At 70.4% G+C, this 16,952-nt stretch carries 15 protein-coding genes and 1 pseudogene; 8 read left to right on the forward strand and 8 right to left on the reverse strand.

All coding sequences use genetic code 11. The features are described from left to right. Positions 1 to 3 precede the first annotated feature (3 nt). Positions 4 to 819, reverse strand: a complete 816-nt coding sequence (locus V1227_RS33595; protein WP_329789244.1) for an oxidoreductase — start codon at positions 817 to 819, stop codon at positions 4 to 6. A gap of 195 nt (positions 820 to 1,014) precedes the next feature. Between V1227_RS33595 and V1227_RS33600 the strand changes: the two genes are divergently transcribed. Further along, complete coding sequence (locus V1227_RS33600) at positions 1,015 to 1,542, forward strand: TetR family transcriptional regulator (protein ID WP_329789245.1); 528 nt, start codon at positions 1,015 to 1,017, stop codon at positions 1,540 to 1,542. Positions 1,543 to 1,545: 3 nt separating this feature from the next. Here the strand turns inward: V1227_RS33600 and cobF are convergent, their stop codons facing one another. Genes cobF through V1227_RS33615 form a run of 3 tightly spaced genes read right to left on the reverse strand, consistent with a single transcriptional unit; the run spans position 1,546 to position 3,643 of the window. Beyond that, a complete protein-coding gene (cobF, locus tag V1227_RS33605; RefSeq protein WP_329789246.1) occupies positions 1,546 to 2,289 on the reverse strand; it encodes a precorrin-6A synthase (deacetylating) in 744 nt (247 codons plus the stop codon). Between the two features lie 9 nt (positions 2,290 to 2,298). Next, positions 2,299 to 2,937, reverse strand: coding sequence for a peptidylprolyl isomerase (locus tag V1227_RS33610; protein ID WP_329789247.1), 639 nt, complete (start codon positions 2,935 to 2,937; stop codon positions 2,299 to 2,301). A 46-nt stretch (positions 2,938 to 2,983) separates the two neighbouring features. Then, entirely contained in the window at positions 2,984 to 3,643 is a 660-nt protein-coding gene (locus V1227_RS33615) for a DUF2306 domain-containing protein (protein ID WP_329789248.1), read from the reverse strand. A 389-nt stretch (positions 3,644 to 4,032) separates the two neighbouring features. Here V1227_RS33615 and V1227_RS33620 point away from each other — a divergent pair, with 389 nt between their 5' ends. The 4 genes and pseudogenes from V1227_RS33620 (at position 4,033) to V1227_RS33635 (ending at position 9,547) form a co-directional block, all read left to right on the forward strand. Further along, positions 4,033 to 4,887, forward strand: coding sequence for a M23 family metallopeptidase (locus V1227_RS33620; RefSeq protein ID WP_329789249.1), 855 nt, complete (start codon positions 4,033 to 4,035; stop codon positions 4,885 to 4,887). 404 nt (positions 4,888 to 5,291) lie between these two features. Next, positions 5,292 to 7,421, forward strand: a complete 2,130-nt coding sequence (locus V1227_RS33625; RefSeq protein WP_329789250.1) for a bifunctional diguanylate cyclase/phosphohydrolase — start codon at positions 5,292 to 5,294, stop codon at positions 7,419 to 7,421. A 27-nt stretch (positions 7,422 to 7,448) separates the two neighbouring features. Further along, positions 7,449 to 7,845, forward strand: a pseudogene (locus tag V1227_RS33630) (amino acid transporter); the annotation flags it as partial. 154 nt (positions 7,846 to 7,999) lie between these two features. Next, positions 8,000 to 9,547, forward strand: a complete 1,548-nt coding sequence (locus tag V1227_RS33635) for a tannase/feruloyl esterase family alpha/beta hydrolase (RefSeq protein ID WP_329789251.1) — start codon at positions 8,000 to 8,002, stop codon at positions 9,545 to 9,547. Here V1227_RS33635 and pip read toward each other — a convergent pair. From pip to V1227_RS33650, 3 genes are all read right to left on the reverse strand, one after another. Further along, positions 9,544 to 10,491, reverse strand: a complete 948-nt coding sequence (gene pip / locus V1227_RS33640; RefSeq protein ID WP_329789252.1) for a prolyl aminopeptidase — start codon at positions 10,489 to 10,491, stop codon at positions 9,544 to 9,546. The genes V1227_RS33635 and pip overlap by 4 nt on opposite strands. 87 nt (positions 10,492 to 10,578) lie before the next feature. Further along, complete coding sequence (locus V1227_RS33645; RefSeq protein WP_329789253.1) at positions 10,579 to 11,121, reverse strand: DUF305 domain-containing protein; 543 nt, start codon at positions 11,119 to 11,121, stop codon at positions 10,579 to 10,581. 100 nt (positions 11,122 to 11,221) lie between these two features. Further along, positions 11,222 to 11,695, reverse strand: coding sequence for a hypothetical protein (locus tag V1227_RS33650; RefSeq protein WP_329789254.1), 474 nt, complete (start codon positions 11,693 to 11,695; stop codon positions 11,222 to 11,224). A gap of 279 nt (positions 11,696 to 11,974) precedes the next feature. On the opposite strand from V1227_RS33650, the gene V1227_RS33655 reads away from it, so the two are divergent. The 3 genes from V1227_RS33655 to V1227_RS33665 are packed head-to-tail and all read left to right on the forward strand — an operon-like array spanning position 11,975 to position 14,386. After that, positions 11,975 to 12,727, forward strand: coding sequence for a lytic polysaccharide monooxygenase (locus tag V1227_RS33655; protein ID WP_329789255.1), 753 nt, complete (start codon positions 11,975 to 11,977; stop codon positions 12,725 to 12,727). 4 nt (positions 12,728 to 12,731) lie between these two features. Then, a complete protein-coding gene (locus V1227_RS33660; RefSeq protein WP_090095095.1) occupies positions 12,732 to 13,328 on the forward strand; it encodes a DUF305 domain-containing protein in 597 nt (198 codons plus the stop codon). 35 nt (positions 13,329 to 13,363) lie between these two features. Beyond that, positions 13,364 to 14,386 carry an FAD-dependent monooxygenase gene (locus tag V1227_RS33665; RefSeq protein WP_329789256.1) on the forward strand — a complete coding sequence of 341 codons (1,023 nt, stop codon included), beginning with the start codon at positions 13,364 to 13,366 and terminating at the stop codon, positions 14,384 to 14,386. Here the strand turns inward: V1227_RS33665 and V1227_RS33670 are convergent. Continuing rightward, on the reverse strand, positions 14,355 to 16,952 hold the full coding sequence (locus tag V1227_RS33670; RefSeq protein ID WP_329789257.1) for a BTAD domain-containing putative transcriptional regulator: 2,598 nt from the start codon (positions 16,950 to 16,952) through the stop codon (positions 14,355 to 14,357). The two genes, V1227_RS33665 and V1227_RS33670, sit on opposite strands and share 32 nt — an antisense overlap.

Here is a 16,952-nt window from a genome sequence, read left to right on the forward strand (position 1 = left end):
GGGTTAGGCGAACCGGCGCATCGCCCCGAGGAACAGCGCGTCGAACGCCCGGTCGGACAGCACCCTGCGCGCGAACAGGACCGGCCGCGCCCCGAACCCCGCCGCGTACCGCGTCCGCGGCCTCCTCGCCTCGGCGGCCTTCACGATGACGTCCGCGATGACCTCGGGCTCACTGGCGCGCTCCATCTGCGAGAAGAACCCGGCCAACTGCTTGACCTGCCCCGCGTACGCGCCACCGCCGGACGTCTTCTCGAGGTTCTCGACGGCGATCCCGCCCCACTCGGTCTTGATGCCGCCGGGCTGGATCACCACGACGTCGACCCCGAACGGCTTCAGCTCGAGGCGCAGCGAGTCGCTCAACCCCTCGACCGCGAACTTCGTCGAGTGGTACCAGGCGCCGAGCGGCTCGTAGATCCGCCCGCCGATCGAGGAGACGTTGATGATCCGCCCGCGCCCTGCCTCCCGCATGTGCGGCGACACCAGCTGCACCAGCCTCGCGAGCCCGAACACGTTGACCTCGAACTGGTACCGCGCCTCGTCCAGCGGCACGTCCTCGACGGCGCCGTACGACCCGTAGCCCGCGTTGTTGACGAGCACATCGATCCGCCCGGTCTCGGCGATGATCTTCTTGACGCCCTCGGTCATCGACCCGTCGTCGGTGACGTCCATCTCGAGCACCCGGACGCCCTTCGTGGCGAGTCCCTCCATCCGCTGCACCCGGCGCGCCGCCGCGTAGACGGTGTAGCCGGCCTTCTGCAGCTCCTTCGCCGTCGCCTCTCCGATCCCCGACGAAGCACCCGTGACCAGTGCGACCTTCATGCCCACTCCTGACTGACCGGTCGGCCGGTCCGGCCAACTGTCCGGTTGAGCCAGCTGACCGTTCGGTTGGACTCACCAGCCAGTCGGTCGGACTAACTAACTGTTTGGTTGACATGTTCAGGCAACCACGTCCGCGTCGCCATGTCAACCAACTGGTTAGTTGCCTGTACCAACCGGTTGGTTAAGCTGGAGGGCGTGGTGAGGGACAAGGAAGCGACCAAGGCCAAGCTGCTGGAAGCGGCGCTCGACGAGTTCGCCGAGTACGGCATCGCCGGCGCGCGCGTCGACCGCATCGCGGCCAAGGCGGGCTGCAACAAGGCGATGATCTACGCCTACTTCGGCAGCAAGGAGGGTCTGTTCGACCAGCTGCTGACGATCCAGATCGACCACCTCGTCCAGTCCGTGCCGATCACGCCGGACGACCTGCCGGGCTACGCGGGCCGGTTGTTCGACGCCTACCAGGAGGAGCCGAGGCTGCTCCGGCTCGTGGCGTACCACCGCCTGGAGAACGGCTTCGACACGATCCCGGAGCCGGAGGCCCAGGCGCACCGGCACAAGGTCGAGGCCATCGCCCGGGCCCAGATGGAGGGCAAGATCACCGCGGCGTTCAACGCCACGGACCTGCTCGACCTGGTCGTGCACATGTCGATCCTCGCGTTCAGCACGCCGAACGCGTCGAGGGACCTCGTCGTCCGCTCCGTCGAGCGGCTGATCGCGGAGTAGCGGTCAGGGCCTGCGCAGCAGGTAGGTGTCCATGATCCAGCCCTTGCGCGCACGGGCCTCCTCGCGCACCGAACGGATCTCCGCCGCCACGTCCCCGACTCGCCCCGACACCAGGACCTCGTCGGGCATCCCGAGGTAGGCGCCCCAGTAGATCCACGTGTCGGGGTCCACGCCCTCGAACGAGTACGAGGCGTCCAGCATCACGGCCACGTCGTCCACGCCGGACGGCCAGCCCTCGGCGAGCCGGCGCCCGGTCGTGATCTGCACCGGCCTGCCGACCCGGTTCAGCGCCACCCGGTGCCCGGCCGTCAGCGCCGCGACCGACGTGACGCCCGGGATGACCTCCACCTCGAACGACTCGCCGCGGGTCAGCAGGTCGTCGAGGATCGCCAGCGTCGAGTCGTACAGGGACGGGTCGCCCCACACCAGGAACGCCCCGACCTCGTCCTCGCCCAGCTCGGACAGCAGCTCCAGGCACACGTCCGCGCGCGCCCGGCGCCACGCGTCGATGGTCGCGGTGTAGTCGGCGGGGGTGCGGTCGCGGTCCGGGTCGCGGCCCTCGACCCAGCGGTACGGCCGGGTCACGTGCGCCTTCAGGATCGACGCCCGCAGGTCGACGAGCTCCTGCTTCACGGAACCCTTGTCCAGCACGAAGTACACGTCGACCGTCTGCAACGCCTTGACGGCCTGCACCGTCAGGTGGTCGGGGTTGCCCGCGCCGATACCGATGACCAGGATCTTTCGCACGGCCACACACTAACCAGCGAGGACGTGCAGGATCCTCACCGGCTTCCTGGGGGCGCCGTCGAGCAGGCCGTCGGGCTGCGGCACGATCCCGGCCTTCACGATCCGGTCGAGCGTGTCCATGCCGTAGGTCACGTGGCCCATCACGGTGTAGACGGGCTTGATGTTGGCGAACGAGTGCACGATGAAGAACTCGCTGCCGTTCGTGCCGGGCCCCTGGTTGCCGTACGCGATGGTGCCGCGCGGGTAGGTCTCCCGCCCGGTCACCTCGTCCGCGAACCGGTAGCCCGGTCCGCCCTCCTCGGCGCGGTGGATGTCACCGCACTGCAGCACGCCCAGGCGCGCGGTGTCGGTCAGGCGCCAGCACTGCGTCATCGTGTAGAACCAGCTCCGCGCCAGGTGGGCGAAGTTCTCGACACCGCACGGCGCGTTGGCGCGGTCGAGGTCCGCGACGACCATGCCGTAGTTCGTCACGATGGTGACCTTCACGGTTCCCCGCGCGGGCACCACGGACCTCGGCGGCTGGACGGGGCGGGCGGCCGGGTTCTCCGGCGTCGGGATGAACTCGCACTTCACGGTCGGGGTGGCCGGCGCGGCGGACGCGACCGGGGCGAGGACGACCATCATCAGCACAGCGAGCAGCAGCCTCATGCGAACCGACCGTAGCCGCCGCGCAACTCCTTGTCAGCCCGCCGGATCACACGCCGACCACCTCCCGCTGCTCCACCACCGCGCGCCGCCGGGGCTTGCGCTCCAGCCACCACTGCGAGACCAGCAACGGCACGGTCCACCCCGCCCAGGTCGAGATCCCGCCGATGGTGACCGGCAGGTCCGCCTCCGGCACGCGGTCCGCGAACAGCAGGAACGCGACCACGCCCCAGATCCGGTTCGTGATGATCGAGACGGTCAGCACGAAGCTGCGGATCATCCACTTGCGGTGGTCGCGGAACTGCCGCTGCCGGGCCGCGCGCCACGCCAGCCACGTGAAGACCAGCCACAGCACCGCCAGCAGCACGTTGCTCACCTGGGCCACGGGGCCGAACGGGGTCATCCAGCCGATGACCAGACCGGAGACGCCACCGGGCAACACGCCGGCGAAGACGTAGACCCGGCCGATCCGGCGGTGCAACGCGGGGAAGCGACCGCGGAACCAGGGCCAGATCTGCACCACGCACGTGAGGATGGCGATGGAGGAGCAGACGACGTGCACCACGAGCAGGGGGTAGTGCGGCCCCCAGTCCGACTGCACGCGCGCCTGCAGGCGGTCGCCGGTCAGGTAGGGCGGCAGCGAGAACGCCACGAAAGCCAGCACCACGAACGCCAACGGGCCCACCCAGGGCTTGCGCAACCACGTCATGCGGCCACGATGGCGGGTGCCGCTGACCGATCGCGCACCGATCGCTGACGTCCACGACCTGTCCGCCGACCGGTCGTCAGTGCTCCGTCGACCTGCCCCGGAACGCACGGGTCGGTCCACATCGGACAGAAAGCGGGCAGTGCCGCTCAAGCCGCCCCGTCCGGCCGCCGGTGCCCAGCGCCTCCCTCAAGGGGCAGCAGCGCCGCGAACAGCGCTGGGCTGTGGTTCTGACACCTCGCTGACAGCTGACGGGGTGTAGCTGTCAGGTCGCTGTGAGCGCACATCGGCAGTGTCAGCGACATGGGGGAGCGCGGCTCGACCGGCTGCATCACCGTCCGGCCGTCTCAGGCCCACGCCGCAGAACCGTTTCGGATGACGAGGGGAAGACCATGAACGTCAAGAGGATGATCTCCGGGGCCGCCGGTCTCGCGATCGGTCTGGGGGTGCTGGTGCTCGGTGCTCCGCAGGCCGGCGCCGCCACCGACTTCGAGCTGCCCTTCCCGTGCGGGCAGACCTGGTCGGGCCAGACCCGCACCGGCCACAGCCCGCAGCTCGCGATCGACCTGAACCGCAGCGCGGACGAGGGCGACGCGGTCGTGGCGTCGGCGTCCGGCAAGGTCAGCAAGGTCCGCAACGAGGGCAGCACGAGCTACGGCCGCTGGGTCGAGATCGACCACGGCGGCGGCTGGACCACGCGCTACGCCCACCTGTCCGCGCAGAAGGTGTCGGTCGGCCAGAGCGTCTCGCAGGGCCAGACCATCGGCAACGTCGGCAACACCGGCGGCTCGACCGGCGCCCACCTGCACTTCGAGCAGTTGCTGAACGGGACGCCGCAGAAGATCAAGTTCTCGGGGACGACGGTCCTGTACTACGGCACCAAGAGCTACAAGTCGAACAACAAGTGCGGTGGCGGTGGCACCACCAACCCGTACACCCCCGAAGAGGCGTGCGGTGACGGCTACAAGGTGGTCGACGGCGCCAACGTCACCGGTGCCCGCATCTCGCTGCTCTACAACGCGTCCAACGGCTACAACTGCGTCGTCGCGATCAAGACCACCAAGATCGGCACCGCCTCGGACGTCGGTGCGTTCCTCGAGGTCCAGGGCGAGGCCCGCACGACCGACCGCGACGAGTACGGCTACTACGCCGGCCCCGTGAAGAAGAAGGCGCCCGGCAAGTGCGTCAAGTGGGGTGGCGTGGTCGGTTCCTCCAGCTACACCAGCGCTTTCGAGCACTGCGGCTGACCGAGGGCTGATCCAGCCGTCCACGGGGTCCACCGACCCTGCCCGCGCGGACCGGGTGTGCCGAGCAATCGGCACACCCGGTCCGCGTGCTTTCGCGCACCGGACGACGGAGCCGCACGGAAGCAACCGACTGACCGGGCAGTCGGGAATTGTCCGTCGCGGGAGGTGTGCGAATCCACCTTCCAACAGCGAAAAGTCGTGCCAAAATCGACCGGGGGACCAGAGCGGGTACCGATCGGCGACACGCGAGATCAACGTCGTCGCAGTGGTGAAAAGCAGAACCGGGATTTGCGGTAACGTCAGTAATCGTGAGTCACCTCATTGGAGTAACGCCAGTGCCGCGATCATCGCGAGTCGGGCATCATCACGTGGCTCGACCAAAGTCGTAGAACGAGGGGTCTCGTGTGACCGTCTTCCGTGCCGGCCGGACCGGAGCGTGGTGGATGTACCTGGTGGCAGGTCACCTGCTGCTGGGCCTCTACTACCTGATTCCGGTCAGCCCCGCGGGAACGACGGGGCAATCGGTGCGGGTGGCGCTCTACTGCACGATCAGCGCCTCTGCCGCGATCGCGACTTTCGCCGGTGTCAAGCGCAACCGCCCCCAATGGCGGCGGCCATGGGTGTTCCTCGCACTCAGCCAGGTCGTTTACGCGATCGCCGACCTGACGTTCTACGCGTCGCACTACATCTTCCGGTACACGGATTACCCGTCCTACGCGGACATCTTCTACCTGGGCCATTACCCGCTGATGGTCGCGGGCGTGATCCTGCTGATCCGCCGCCGCACGCCGGGCCTCGACCTGCCGAGCCTGCTCGACGCCGCCGTGCTCGCGGTCGTCGCCGGAATGGCGTCCTGGCTCTACGTCATCGGCCCGCAGGCGCGGACCACGTCGCCGGTGCTGGTGAAGATCGCGTCGCTGGGCTACCCGATGATGGACCTCGCGCTGTTCGTGGTGGCGCTGCGCCTGATCTTCGGCGCCGGCCCGCGGCCCCGCGCGTTCGTGCTGCTGACGTGCAACCTGCTGGGCATCCTCACCGCGGACACGATCTACGTCCTGCAGCGCCTCGACGGCAGCTACCAGGCGGGCAACTTCCTCGACGCCATCTGGCTGTCGGCGAACCTGTGCATCGGCGCGGCGGCGCTGCACCCCACGATGTCGCGGCTCGGCGACCGCGCGCACGTCAAGGACGTCGGCCTGAGCCGCGGCCGGATCGTCGCCCTGTCCTCGGCCGCCCTCGCCGCCCCGGTGCTGATGCTGGTCCACGACGTCGGCCAGTCGTCGCAGGACGTCCTGGTGATCGCCGCGGGCAGCGCCCAGCTGTCGCTGCTGATCATCGCCCGGCTCGCGGGTCTCGTGGCGGACCAGCGCAAGCTCGCGATCACCGACAGCCTCACCGGGTTGCACACCCGGAGGTTCTTCGAGGCGCAGCTGCCGCTGGAGATCTCGCGGGCGCGGCGCAACGACGGGTCCGTCGCGGTGTTCATCATCGACGTCGACCGCTTCAAGTCGATCAACGACAACTACGGCCACCCCGCGGGCGACGACGTGCTGATGGAGGTCGCGGCACGGTTGCGCGCCGCGTCGCGGTCCGGGGAGGTGCTCGCGCGCTACGGCGGCGAGGAGTTCGCGCTGCTCGTCCCGGACGCCGGTCCCGGCAGGCTGTCGGTGATCGCGAACCGGCTGCGCGAGCGCGTGGCGGAGAAGCCGATCCCGGTCAACGCGGGCAACGACGACATCCCGCTGTCCGTCACGGTGTCGGTCGGCTCGGCGAGCTTCCCGACGCACGGCGACGGCCCCGACGACATCGTGGTGATCGCGGACCGCGCCCTGTACGCGGCGAAGGCGGCGGGCCGCAACAGGATCGCGGTCGGGCCGGAGCCGCTGCCCGCGGTCGACCCGGACACCGACGGCGCGATGGCCGAGTTCCTCTGCCAGGTCGCGGACCGGGTGGACGGGTGGCTGCACCGCTACGACCACAGCCGGTCGGTGTCGCGCTGGGCCGGGGTGGCCGCGGGGGAGTTCGGGCTCGACGCGCCGACGATCAGGGTCGCGCAGCTCGCGGGCCGCCTCCACGACATCGGCAAGATCATCATTCCCGAGGTGGTGCTGACCAAGCCGGGCGCACTGTCCGAAGAGGAGTGGCGGCTGCTGCGCCAGCACCCCGACTTCGGCTACCGGCTGGCGCGGATGGTGCCGGGGTTCGCGGGCGTGGCCCACGTGATCAGGCAGCAGCACGAGCGCTACGACGGCACCGGGTACCCGGACGGCCTGCGCGGCGCCGACATCCGCGCCGAGGCGAGGATCCTGTCCGTCTGCGTGGCGTGGGCCGCGATGCGGTCGAACCGTCCACACCAGACAGCACTGGACGAGAACCGCGCCAGGCGCGAACTCTGGGCAGGCCGGGGCGAACAGTTCGATCCGGACGTCGTGGACATGTTCCTCGACCTGCACACCCGGGGCAGCATCGGAATGCTCCGCCCATCCGGGTTGTCCGTTCAGGAAGCGGGGTTCCCGGCCGAGTTCCGGCCCTGACCACGTCGTGGTGGCCTGCTCTGCGCCATGGGCACGGAGTACGCCATTCCCGCCGAGGTGCCGAGCCCACAGCGGCCGGCACCACCCGGTGGTCCACTCGGGAGGTGGCTGCTCGCGGACCGCGTGGCGCCCTCGGGCCCGGAGAGCCACGAGTCGCACGCGAAGCCGCACCCGTGGTGGAAGGTCATGACGCTCACCGGCGTCGACTACTTCTCCACGCCGTCGTACCTCCCGGCATCGCCGCGCCGGCCGTCGGCGCGCTGTCCCGCTGGCGACGTTGCTCATCGTGGCCTTGACGCTGCTCGGCATGCTGCCGATGTACCGGCGGGCGGCGCGCGAGAGCCCGAACAGCCAGGGCTCCGTCGCGATGCTCGAGGACCTGCTGCCGTTCTGGCGGGGCAAGGTCTTCGTGCTGGTGCTGGTGCTGCTGCTGATCCTCGGTCGAGGCGGTACCCCTCCGGTCGTACGCGAGATCATCCGCTCGGCTGAGGAGGATCCGACCCGACGCCCACGCGTGCACGTCGGATAGCTGGAACACTTCCCCTGCACGTCCTGCTACAGGGGGAAGGACGCTCCACATGTCGCGCAAGTTGTTGATGTTCCTCGTCGTTTTGACGACCGTCGCCGCGGGCATTTCTCCCGCCACGGCGAGCCCAGGACCTCGTCCGGTGCGATCGTGCGCGGACCTGGTGCGTTCGTTCGACGTGCCGGACGCCCGCACCCGGGTCACGTCGGCCGTTGTCGTGGCCGGTACGCCCGAGTTCTGCGACGTGCGCGGCACGATCGCGCCGGGCATCGGCTTCCAGCTGAAGCTGCCGACCCGCGGTTACCGGGGGCGTTACGTGCAGTACGGGTGTGGCGGTTTCTGCGGGATCATCGGTGATCCGGCCTTCCCGGCCGGGTGCGGACCGGCTTTCGGCGACGCGGCCGTCGCGGCGACCGACGACGGCCACCAGGTCTCGCCCGAGGACCCGTTCGACACCAGGTGGGCTGTCAACGACCGGAAAGCACGTGACGACTACTTCTTCCGCGCGCCGCACGCGTTGTCGAAGGTGTCCAAGCACATCATCTCGGTGTTCTACGGCAAGGCGCCGGCCCGTTCCTACTTCACCGGCTGCTCCAACGGCGGACGCGAGGGCCTGCTGCTCGCCCAGCGCTACCCGGACGACTTCGACGGCATCGTCGCGGCGGCGCCGGGGGCCTACTACACGGCGCTGATCGGCTACCAGGCGTGGATCGCGCGCAACACCATCCCGAACGACAAGATCTTCGTGCTGCACGACGCGGTGATGAAGGCCTGCGACGGCTCGGACGGCCTGGTGGACGGCCAGATCGACGACCCGCGCCTGTGCGGGTTCGACGTCGGCACGCTGGCCGGTCAGCTGACCGACGACGAGATCGCCCGCGTCCGCAACCTGTACGCGGGCCCGTCCGACGGTGGGGTGCGGCTCTACCCCGGCGGCCAGGCCTACGGCTCCGAGCGGTCGTGGACGTTCTGGCTCAACCCGACCCCGGGCCTCGGCAGGGGGATCGCGCCCGAACTGGCCGACAACGGGCTGAAGCACCTCGTCTACCCGATCGGCCGCCCGCACTCGTCGCTGGAGTCGTTCGAGTTCACGCTGCGCGAGTTCCGCCGCCTGGTCCCGGAAACCGTGAAGGCGAACTCGCTCTCGCTCGACCTGAGCCGGTTCCGGCGTTCCGGCGGCAAGCTGATCCTCTGGCACGGCGCGGGCGACCAGGGCATCCCGTTCGAGGGCACGCTCGACTACTGGCAGCGCCTGACCGGCGGCGGGAACCCCGACTGGGCAAGGCTTTTCGTCGTGCCGTCGATGTGGCACTGCGGCGGCGGCGACACCCTCACCGACTTCGACCCGTTCGCCGCCCTGGTGTCGTGGGTGGAGGGAGGCACCGCACCGTCCCGCATCCTCGCCGTCGGCCGTGACGACGCCGGCAACGTCGTCCGCACACGACCGGTGTTCCCGTACCCGTTGCGCGCCCGCTACGACGGTTCCGGTTCCGTGGACGACGCCTCGAACTTCGTGGCGGCACCCGGTTTCGGCTTCGCGGACCGCATCAGGTGGGCCGGTGAGGACCTCTACCACCGGCCCGGACCCGTTGCGCCCTAGCGGAACTTCTCGACGGCGGCGGTGATGGCCCGGTCCATGCTGTTGCCCTCCATGATGACGTGCCCGGCGTCGTTCAGGATCACCAGTTCGGCGTCGGGCCACCTCTTCGCGACCTCCCACGCCGTGTGCAGCGGCCCGCCGAAGTCGTTGCGGCCGTGGATGAGGATCCCTGGGATGCCTTCCAGCCGGTGGAGGTTGTCGAAGATGTGGTCGGGCTCGAGGAACGCCTCGTTGCCCCAGTAGTGGCTGACGGTCCGCGCGAGCTGGTAGCGCATCACCGGGTCCTCGTACCGCGTGCCGGTGAAGTCGTTGTCCCCGCCGGTGATCGTGGCCAGGTCCCACTTGCTCCAGTCCCACGCGGCCTTCTCGCGCACCTCCGCGTCCGGCGAGTTCAGCAGCCTGTTGTAGGCGAGCGCGAGGTTGCCGTCGCGGTCCTGTTCGGGAACGCCGTCGCGGAAGGCCTCGAAGTGGTCGGGGAAGAACATGCCGAGGCCGCGGGTGATCCACGCGTGCTCCTCGGGGCGGGAGGTGGTCACCGCCGGGATGATGATCTCGCTGACGCGCTCGGGGTGCTGGATGGCGTAGGCGAGGACGAGGGTGGAGCCCCAGGAGCCGCCGATCAGCAGCCACCTGTCGATGCCGAGGTGCTCCCGCAGCTTCTCGGCGTCGTCGACCAGGTGCTGGGTGGTGTTGTGCTCCATGCCGGTCCGCGGATCCGAGGCCGGTGGGGTGCTCCTGCCGCTGCCTCGCTGGTCCCAGAGGACGAGGTTCCAGTGGGACGGGTCGAAGTCCTCCCGCCAGCGGGGGTTCGAGCCGGAACCCGGGCCGCCGTGGAAGACGACCGCGGGTTTGCCGTTCGGGTTGCCGCTGGCTTCCCAGTGGACGTGCTGGCCGTCGCCTACGGGGAGGTGGCCTTGGGCGTAGGGCTCCACTCCGGGGTACATGCGGTGGAGGGTAGGGCTGGGCGGGATGAGGTGCCGCCTGGTTTTCCGGCCGGGCGGCTGGTCGCTGTTCCGACGGACGGTGCGGTGTCAGGACTTCTGCTTGGCGCTGATCTGCGCCAGGACCTCGGTCTGCGACACGATGATCTTGCCCGCCAGCGCCTTCGAGCCGATGTGCTCGCCCTTCGCCTGCGCGTCCTTCGCCATGTCGACGCCGCTGCGGAGGTGGCGGGAGAGGGTCGCGAGGAAGAGGTCGTCGTACTGCTTGCCGGTGGCCGCCTTGAGGGCCTCGACGTCCTTGGCGGTCATCATGCCCGCCATCTTGTGGGTGGCGCCGGCGTCGTCGCCGGGGACCTTGATGTTCCAGCTGCGCAGGTAGGTGGCCATCTGCTCGATCTCGCCCGCTTCGGCCCTGGCGATCTTGTCGGCCACGTCGACCACGAACGGGTCCTTGGACTTCTGCGTCGCGACCTCGGCGATCTCGATCGTCTGGCGGTGGTGGGGGATCATGCGCAACGAGAACGTCGCGTCCGCCTCGTTGGCCGCCGGTTCGCCGGTGCCGCTGCCGCCGGCCGGTGAACAGCCCGCCAGCGCCAGCAGCCCCAGCGCGATGATGAGCAGACGCGCTCGCATGAAGCCTCCCGTCTCGGTTCCCTGCCGAGGGATACGGGTGGCCGATCTGTCCGGTTCAGCGGAAGATCCGGAACCTGAGGGATTTTCGGTTCTCAGCGGATCAACGCAGGTCGTCCAGTGCTTTGAGGACGCCCGCCACCACGTCGGGGTGGCCCAGCGGGAGCGGGGCCTGCGTGTGGTCGTCGTCGTCGGTGCGGGCGATGACCCGCACGAACGGTTCGGTCGGGTCGACCTCCGGGTCGACCAGCAGGACCGAGCGCACGAGGTCTTCGTGCTGGTTCACGAGGTCGACCACGTCGGCCGCCAGCGGACCGCTCGACACCACGTCGAGCACGGTGCGGGAGTCGCGGTGCCTGCCCAGGACCGTGTCCACTGTGGACTTCCAGGTCGGGGCGGCGGGAACGCGCACCCACACCACGCGCAGGTCGCCGGTCAGGTCCCGCCAGGTCGCCGGGATCTCGTTGTGGGGAGCCTCTCCCGCTGGATCGATCACGAGGACCGTGGGCGCACCCGCGGGTCCGTCGGCTACCACGCCGGGGCCTGATGTCCTGCTGGGCTCGTCGAAATCGCGCATGGGCAGGGGATACCCACGTTCACGCGTTTCTACCGGTGGGCTGATCGGCTTGTCGCGGTAGACCGAATGGTGGAGGACAGGACCACTGGTGTGAGTGGACCTGTTGCCGCGGAACGGGTTCGAGGTCGCGGCCGTGATCGCTTGACCACTTTCCGAAAGCCGGTTTATGGTCTGGACCACTGACCGAAACTGGATCGGTGAGCGATCAGAAGCGCTCCCGGTTCCCGCCCCCTGCCTACGGGTCACCCCGTTTGGGAACGATCCAAGGAGTTCGGACGAATGAAAATCATGCGTAAAGCGGCGCTCGTCCTGGCCGCTGTCCCTGCCATCGTCTTCATCACGCCGGTCGGCACCGCCAGTGCGCACGGCTACGTGTCGTCACCGGCCAGCCGTGCGGCGCAGTGCGCCCAGGGCGCGCTCGGCAACTCCTGCGGCCAAGCCAGGTACGAGCCGCAGAGCGCCGAGGGCCCCAAGGGCCTCATGAACTGCAGCGGTGCCAACAGCGCGTTCCGCGAGCTCGACAACGACGGCCTGCCGTGGAAGGTCCACAACACCGGCAGCTCCCTGACGCTGACCTGGACCTTCACCGCCCGGCACGTCACGCGCGACTACGAGTACTTCATCAACGGCACGCGCGTCGGCTACGTGTCCGGCAACAACGCGCAGCCCAGCAACCCGACCACGCACACGATCAACCTCGGCGGGTTCTCCGGTCGCCAGAAGCTCTACGCGATCTGGAACATCGGCGACACGGTGAACGCGTTCTACTCGTGCATCGACCTCAACATCAACGGTGGTGGCGGCACGAACCCGCCGCCCACCACGACGACCACCCGCCCCACCACGACCACCACGCCGCCGACCTCCACGACGCAGCAGCCGCCCGCGGGCGGCACGTGGGCGGCGAACACCTCCTACGCGGCCGGCTCGACCGTCACCTACGGCGGCTCGGCCTACCGCTGCCGGCAGGCGCACACCTCGCTGACCGGCTGGGAGCCGCCGAACGCGGCGGCGCTCTGGGAGAAGATCTGACCCGATGAAGCGCCTGGTGATCGCGGTCGCGGTCCTGGCGCTGGCGGGGTGCGGCGGAGAGGCCGTCGTGCCGGAGGGCCAGCAGGCCCACGGGCACGGCGCGTCCTCCGCCGCACCACCCGTTCCGGGTGCCAGTGCGAGGTTCAACGACGCGGACGTGATGTTCGTGCAGATGATGGTGGACCACCTGCAGCTCGGCATCAGCCTGTCGCAGGTGGGGCTCGCGAAGGCGACCAGTCAGGAGGCGAAGGACCTCGCCGGCGCGATCGACGTGACCCAGCGCGAGGAGCTCACGATGCTCAAGTCGTGGCTGAAGCTCTGGGACAAGCCGGAGGGTGACGGCGCGAGCCTGCACGCCGCCCACGGGGGCCAGCCGCTGCTCGACGACAAGGTCATCAACGAGGCCAAGGAGAAGAGCGGCGCGGAGTTCGACATGAACTTCCTCAACCTGATGACCGGTCATCAGGGCGCCGGCGTGGAGATGGCGCTGGCCGAGAAGAAGGACGGCATGAACCCGGAGACGACGGCCTACGCCGACCGGGTGGTCACCACCCGGCAGGGCCAGATCTCGCAGATGCTCAAGATCATCAGCGGTTCGTAGGCGTTCGGTCAGCGGCCCGGCGTTGGCTCCCGGTCATGGACGTACTGATCTCGGGAGCGGGAGTCGCCGGGCCCGCGCTCGCACACTGGCTGGCGCGGCACGGTTTCTCCCCGACGGTGGTGGAACGCGCGCCGTCGCTGCGCAGCGGCGGGCAGGCCGTGGACTTCCGCGGCGAGGCGCACCTGTCCGTGCTGAGGAGGATGGGTGTTCTCGACGCGGTGATGGCCGCGCGGACGACGCCGCGCGACATGGTGTTCCGCGGCGTCGACGGACGTGAGCGCTCACGGCTGCCCGCGTCGTTCACCGCGGGGGACGTCGAGATCCTCCGCGGCGACCTCTCACGGCTGCTGTACGAGCTGAGCGCCCCGGACGCGGAGTACGTGTTCGGCGACTGGATCACGTCGCTGCACGACGACAGCGCCGGTGTGGACGTGGAGTTCGCGCACGGGCGCCCGCGGCGGTTCGACTTCGTGATCGGCGCCGACGGCATGCGGTCCGGCGTGCGGCGGCTCGTCTTCCCCTCGTACCGGCCTCAGTTCGGCGGCTACTACTTCGCGATCTGGGACGCCGAGGGCGACGACCGCGACCTGACCTGCTCGCCCGGAGTCCTCGCGGCGCCGGGGTGGCTCATGTACAGGTCGCCGGTGCCGCCGGAGATGATGCCGGAGTCGTTGATCGCGCCGGGCGTCTACTTCGACTCGATCAGCCGGATCCGCATGCCGGCGGTGAGCTCCGGCCGCGTCACGCTGATCGGCGACGCGGGCTACGGGTCCACCCTGGGCGGCATGGGAACCGGGCTCGCGGTCGTCTCCGCCTACGTGCTGGCCGGGGAGATGGCGGCGGGCGGCGACGCGTTCGCCCGGTACGAGGCCCTGGTCGGGCCGTACGCGCGGGGCTGCCAGGGCAACCCCGGGCCGTTCCTCGCGCCGGGCAGCAGGCTCGGGATGTGGGCGCGGGACCGGATGTTCCGCCTCCTGCCGAAGATCCCGCTGGTCGCGCGGACGGACCTGCGGGCAGCCACGGCGATCAAGCTCCCGGAGTACCTGCCAGTTCGCTGAACACCTCGTCCACCTGCTGCTTGGCGGCGGCGTGCATCCACCCGAACCCGAGCTCCCGCCGGGCCTCCCGCAGCAACGCCTCGGCCCGCGCCGGATCACCCCCGCGGTGGGCGATCCGCGCGAGGCCCGCGTGGGCGAGCGCACGCGTGGCGGACAGGCCCGCCTCCGCGGCGAGCTCCAGGGCCAGGAGGTAGTCGCGCTCCGCCTGGCCGGGGTCGAGGTCGAGCAACCGGTCCGCGCGCCGCCCGCGCAGCTCGGCGAGCTCCTCCTTGGCGCCGAGCTCGCCGACCACGCGCAGGGCCTCGTCGGTCAGGGCGAGCGCCTCCACCGGGTCCTCGGTGAGGGTCGCCAGCACGTCGAGGACCTGCGCCGATCCCCAGCGCTCGCCGATGTCCCGGAACCGGCGCAACGCCGCGCGCGACTCGCTGATCGCCCGCGCGCGGTCACCACTCGTCGCCCAGGCCAGGTAGGCGTTGCTGAAGCCGATGAGGCCCTGGATCCACGGGTCCTCGCTGCCCTCGACCTCGTCCTGCAACGCCGTGCGCGGGGCGGACGGGTCGGGCGGACCGGTGAGCATGGCCCACGCGACGAGCACGAACGGCTGCCGGATCGGGCCGCGCAGCTCGAGCAGCTTCGCCTGCACGCGTTCCGGGGCGGCGAGCGCCAGCAGGACCGCGTACTCCTCCGTGGACTGCTCCGGCACGCGGTCGAGAAGTGCCCGTGCCAGGCCCTGCACCTCCGTCCGGCTGCCTTTCACGTACCAGTACCAGGAGAGGTCGCTGACGAGGCGCAGCGCCCGTTCCGGCTCGTGCGCCGTGGTCCACTCGACGGCCTGGAGCAGGTTCGCGTGCTCGGCGCTCAGCCGCGCGAACCACCGGACCTGGTCCCGCCGGCGCAGCTCGGGATCGGCGCGGCGGGCGAGGTCGTGGAAGTGCGCGGCGTGCTCGGCGTCGACGCGCCTGTGCTCCGAGCAGAACTCCCGGATGGTCTCCAGCATCCGGTACCGGCCGTCGGCGGCCTCCACCAAGGACTTGTCCACCAACGCGTCCAGCACCTCGACGTCGTGCCGGCAGACCTCCTCGACGGCGTCGAGCGCGGCGCCGCCGCTGAACGTGGCGAGGCACGCGGCCAGGTCGCGCTCGTCCGGCGACAGCAGGTCCCAGCTCCACTCCACGACCGCGCGCAGCGTCCGGTGGCGGGGTGCGGCGGCGCGGTTTCCCTTGGTGAGCAACCGGAAGCGGTCGTTCAGCCGGTGGGAGATCTCCTCGGTGGTCAACGTGCGCGTGCGCGCCGCGGCCAGCTCGATCGCCAGCGGCAGGCCGTCGAGCGCGCGGCAGATGTCGGCGGTGTGCCGGTCCCGCACGAACGCCGGGTTGACCAGGCGGGCGCGGTCGGTGAACAGCGCCACGCTCTGCTCGGGGTCGAGCGGCGGCACGGGGCACAGCGTCTCACCGGTGATGCCGAGCGCCTCCCGGCTCGTGGCGAGGATGCGCAGGGACGGGCACGTGCCGAGCAGGTGTCCCGCCAGCCGGGCCGCCTGCACGACCAGGTGCTCGCAGTTGTCCAGCACCAGCAACGAGTCGCGGTCGCGCAGGGCCAGCGTCAGGCGGTCCTCCGGCTCCAGCGCGGTCTCCTTGAGCCCCAGCGCCTGCAGCGTCGCCGCCGCGACGTCCTTGGCGGGCGCCAGGTCCACGAAGATCGCGCCCGGACCGGCGGCCTGGAGCGCCAGCCTCGTCTTGCCCGCCCCGCCGGGCCCGGTGAGGGTGACCAGGCGCGAGGAGAGCGAGGCGATGCGGCGCAGCTCCTCCTCCCTGCCGATGAAACTGGTCAGCTGGGCCGGCGGCTCGCGGTGGGTCTGGCCGCGCAGCACCCGCAGGTGGACGGCGCGCAGCTCGGGCGACGGGTCGGCGCCGAGCTCGTCGGCCAGCAACGCCCGCGCGTCCTCGAACGCCTGCAGCGCCTCGGCCTGGCGGCCCTGCTGGTGCAGCACCTGCACCAGGTAGCCGCGCAGCCGTTCGTCCAACGGGTGCTGCGCCACCAGGTCCTGGACCTCCCGCACGCCGGCCTTCCCGAGCCGGACGCGCGCGGCGACCAGCGAGCTCGACGCCGCCGCGCGTTCCTGTTCCAGCCGGGTCGCGTGGTCCGGCAGGACGACGTCGGCGAGCGCGGGGCCGCGCCACAGCCGAAGTGCTTCGGACAGAAGGGATTCCGCTGCCTGCGCGTCACCCTGCTCCAGGGCCTGCCTGCCTTCCGCCGCGAGCGAGGCGAACCGGTGGGCGTCGACCCGCGAGGCCGGCAGCGCCAGCAGGTAGCCGGCGGGGTGGAACTCGACCAGCGAGGCGTCGCCCAGCGCCCTGCGCAGCCGGGAGACCTGGCCCTGCAGGGCGTTCGCGGCGTCGGACGGCGGCGCGGTGCCGTAGAGCTCGTCGGTCAGCCGGTCGAGCGGCACGATGTCGCCCGCCCGGATCGCCAGCGCGGCCAGCAGGGTGCGCGGACGGGGGCCACCCACCACGATCCTGCCGTCAGGGGAGTGCGCCTCAACGGGCCCGAGAATGCCGACGTGCAC

This window comes from Lentzea sp. DG1S-22 (genome assembly GCF_036321065.1).
In the GTDB taxonomy this organism is placed as follows: domain Bacteria; phylum Actinomycetota; class Actinomycetes; order Mycobacteriales; family Pseudonocardiaceae; genus Lentzea; species Lentzea jiangxiensis.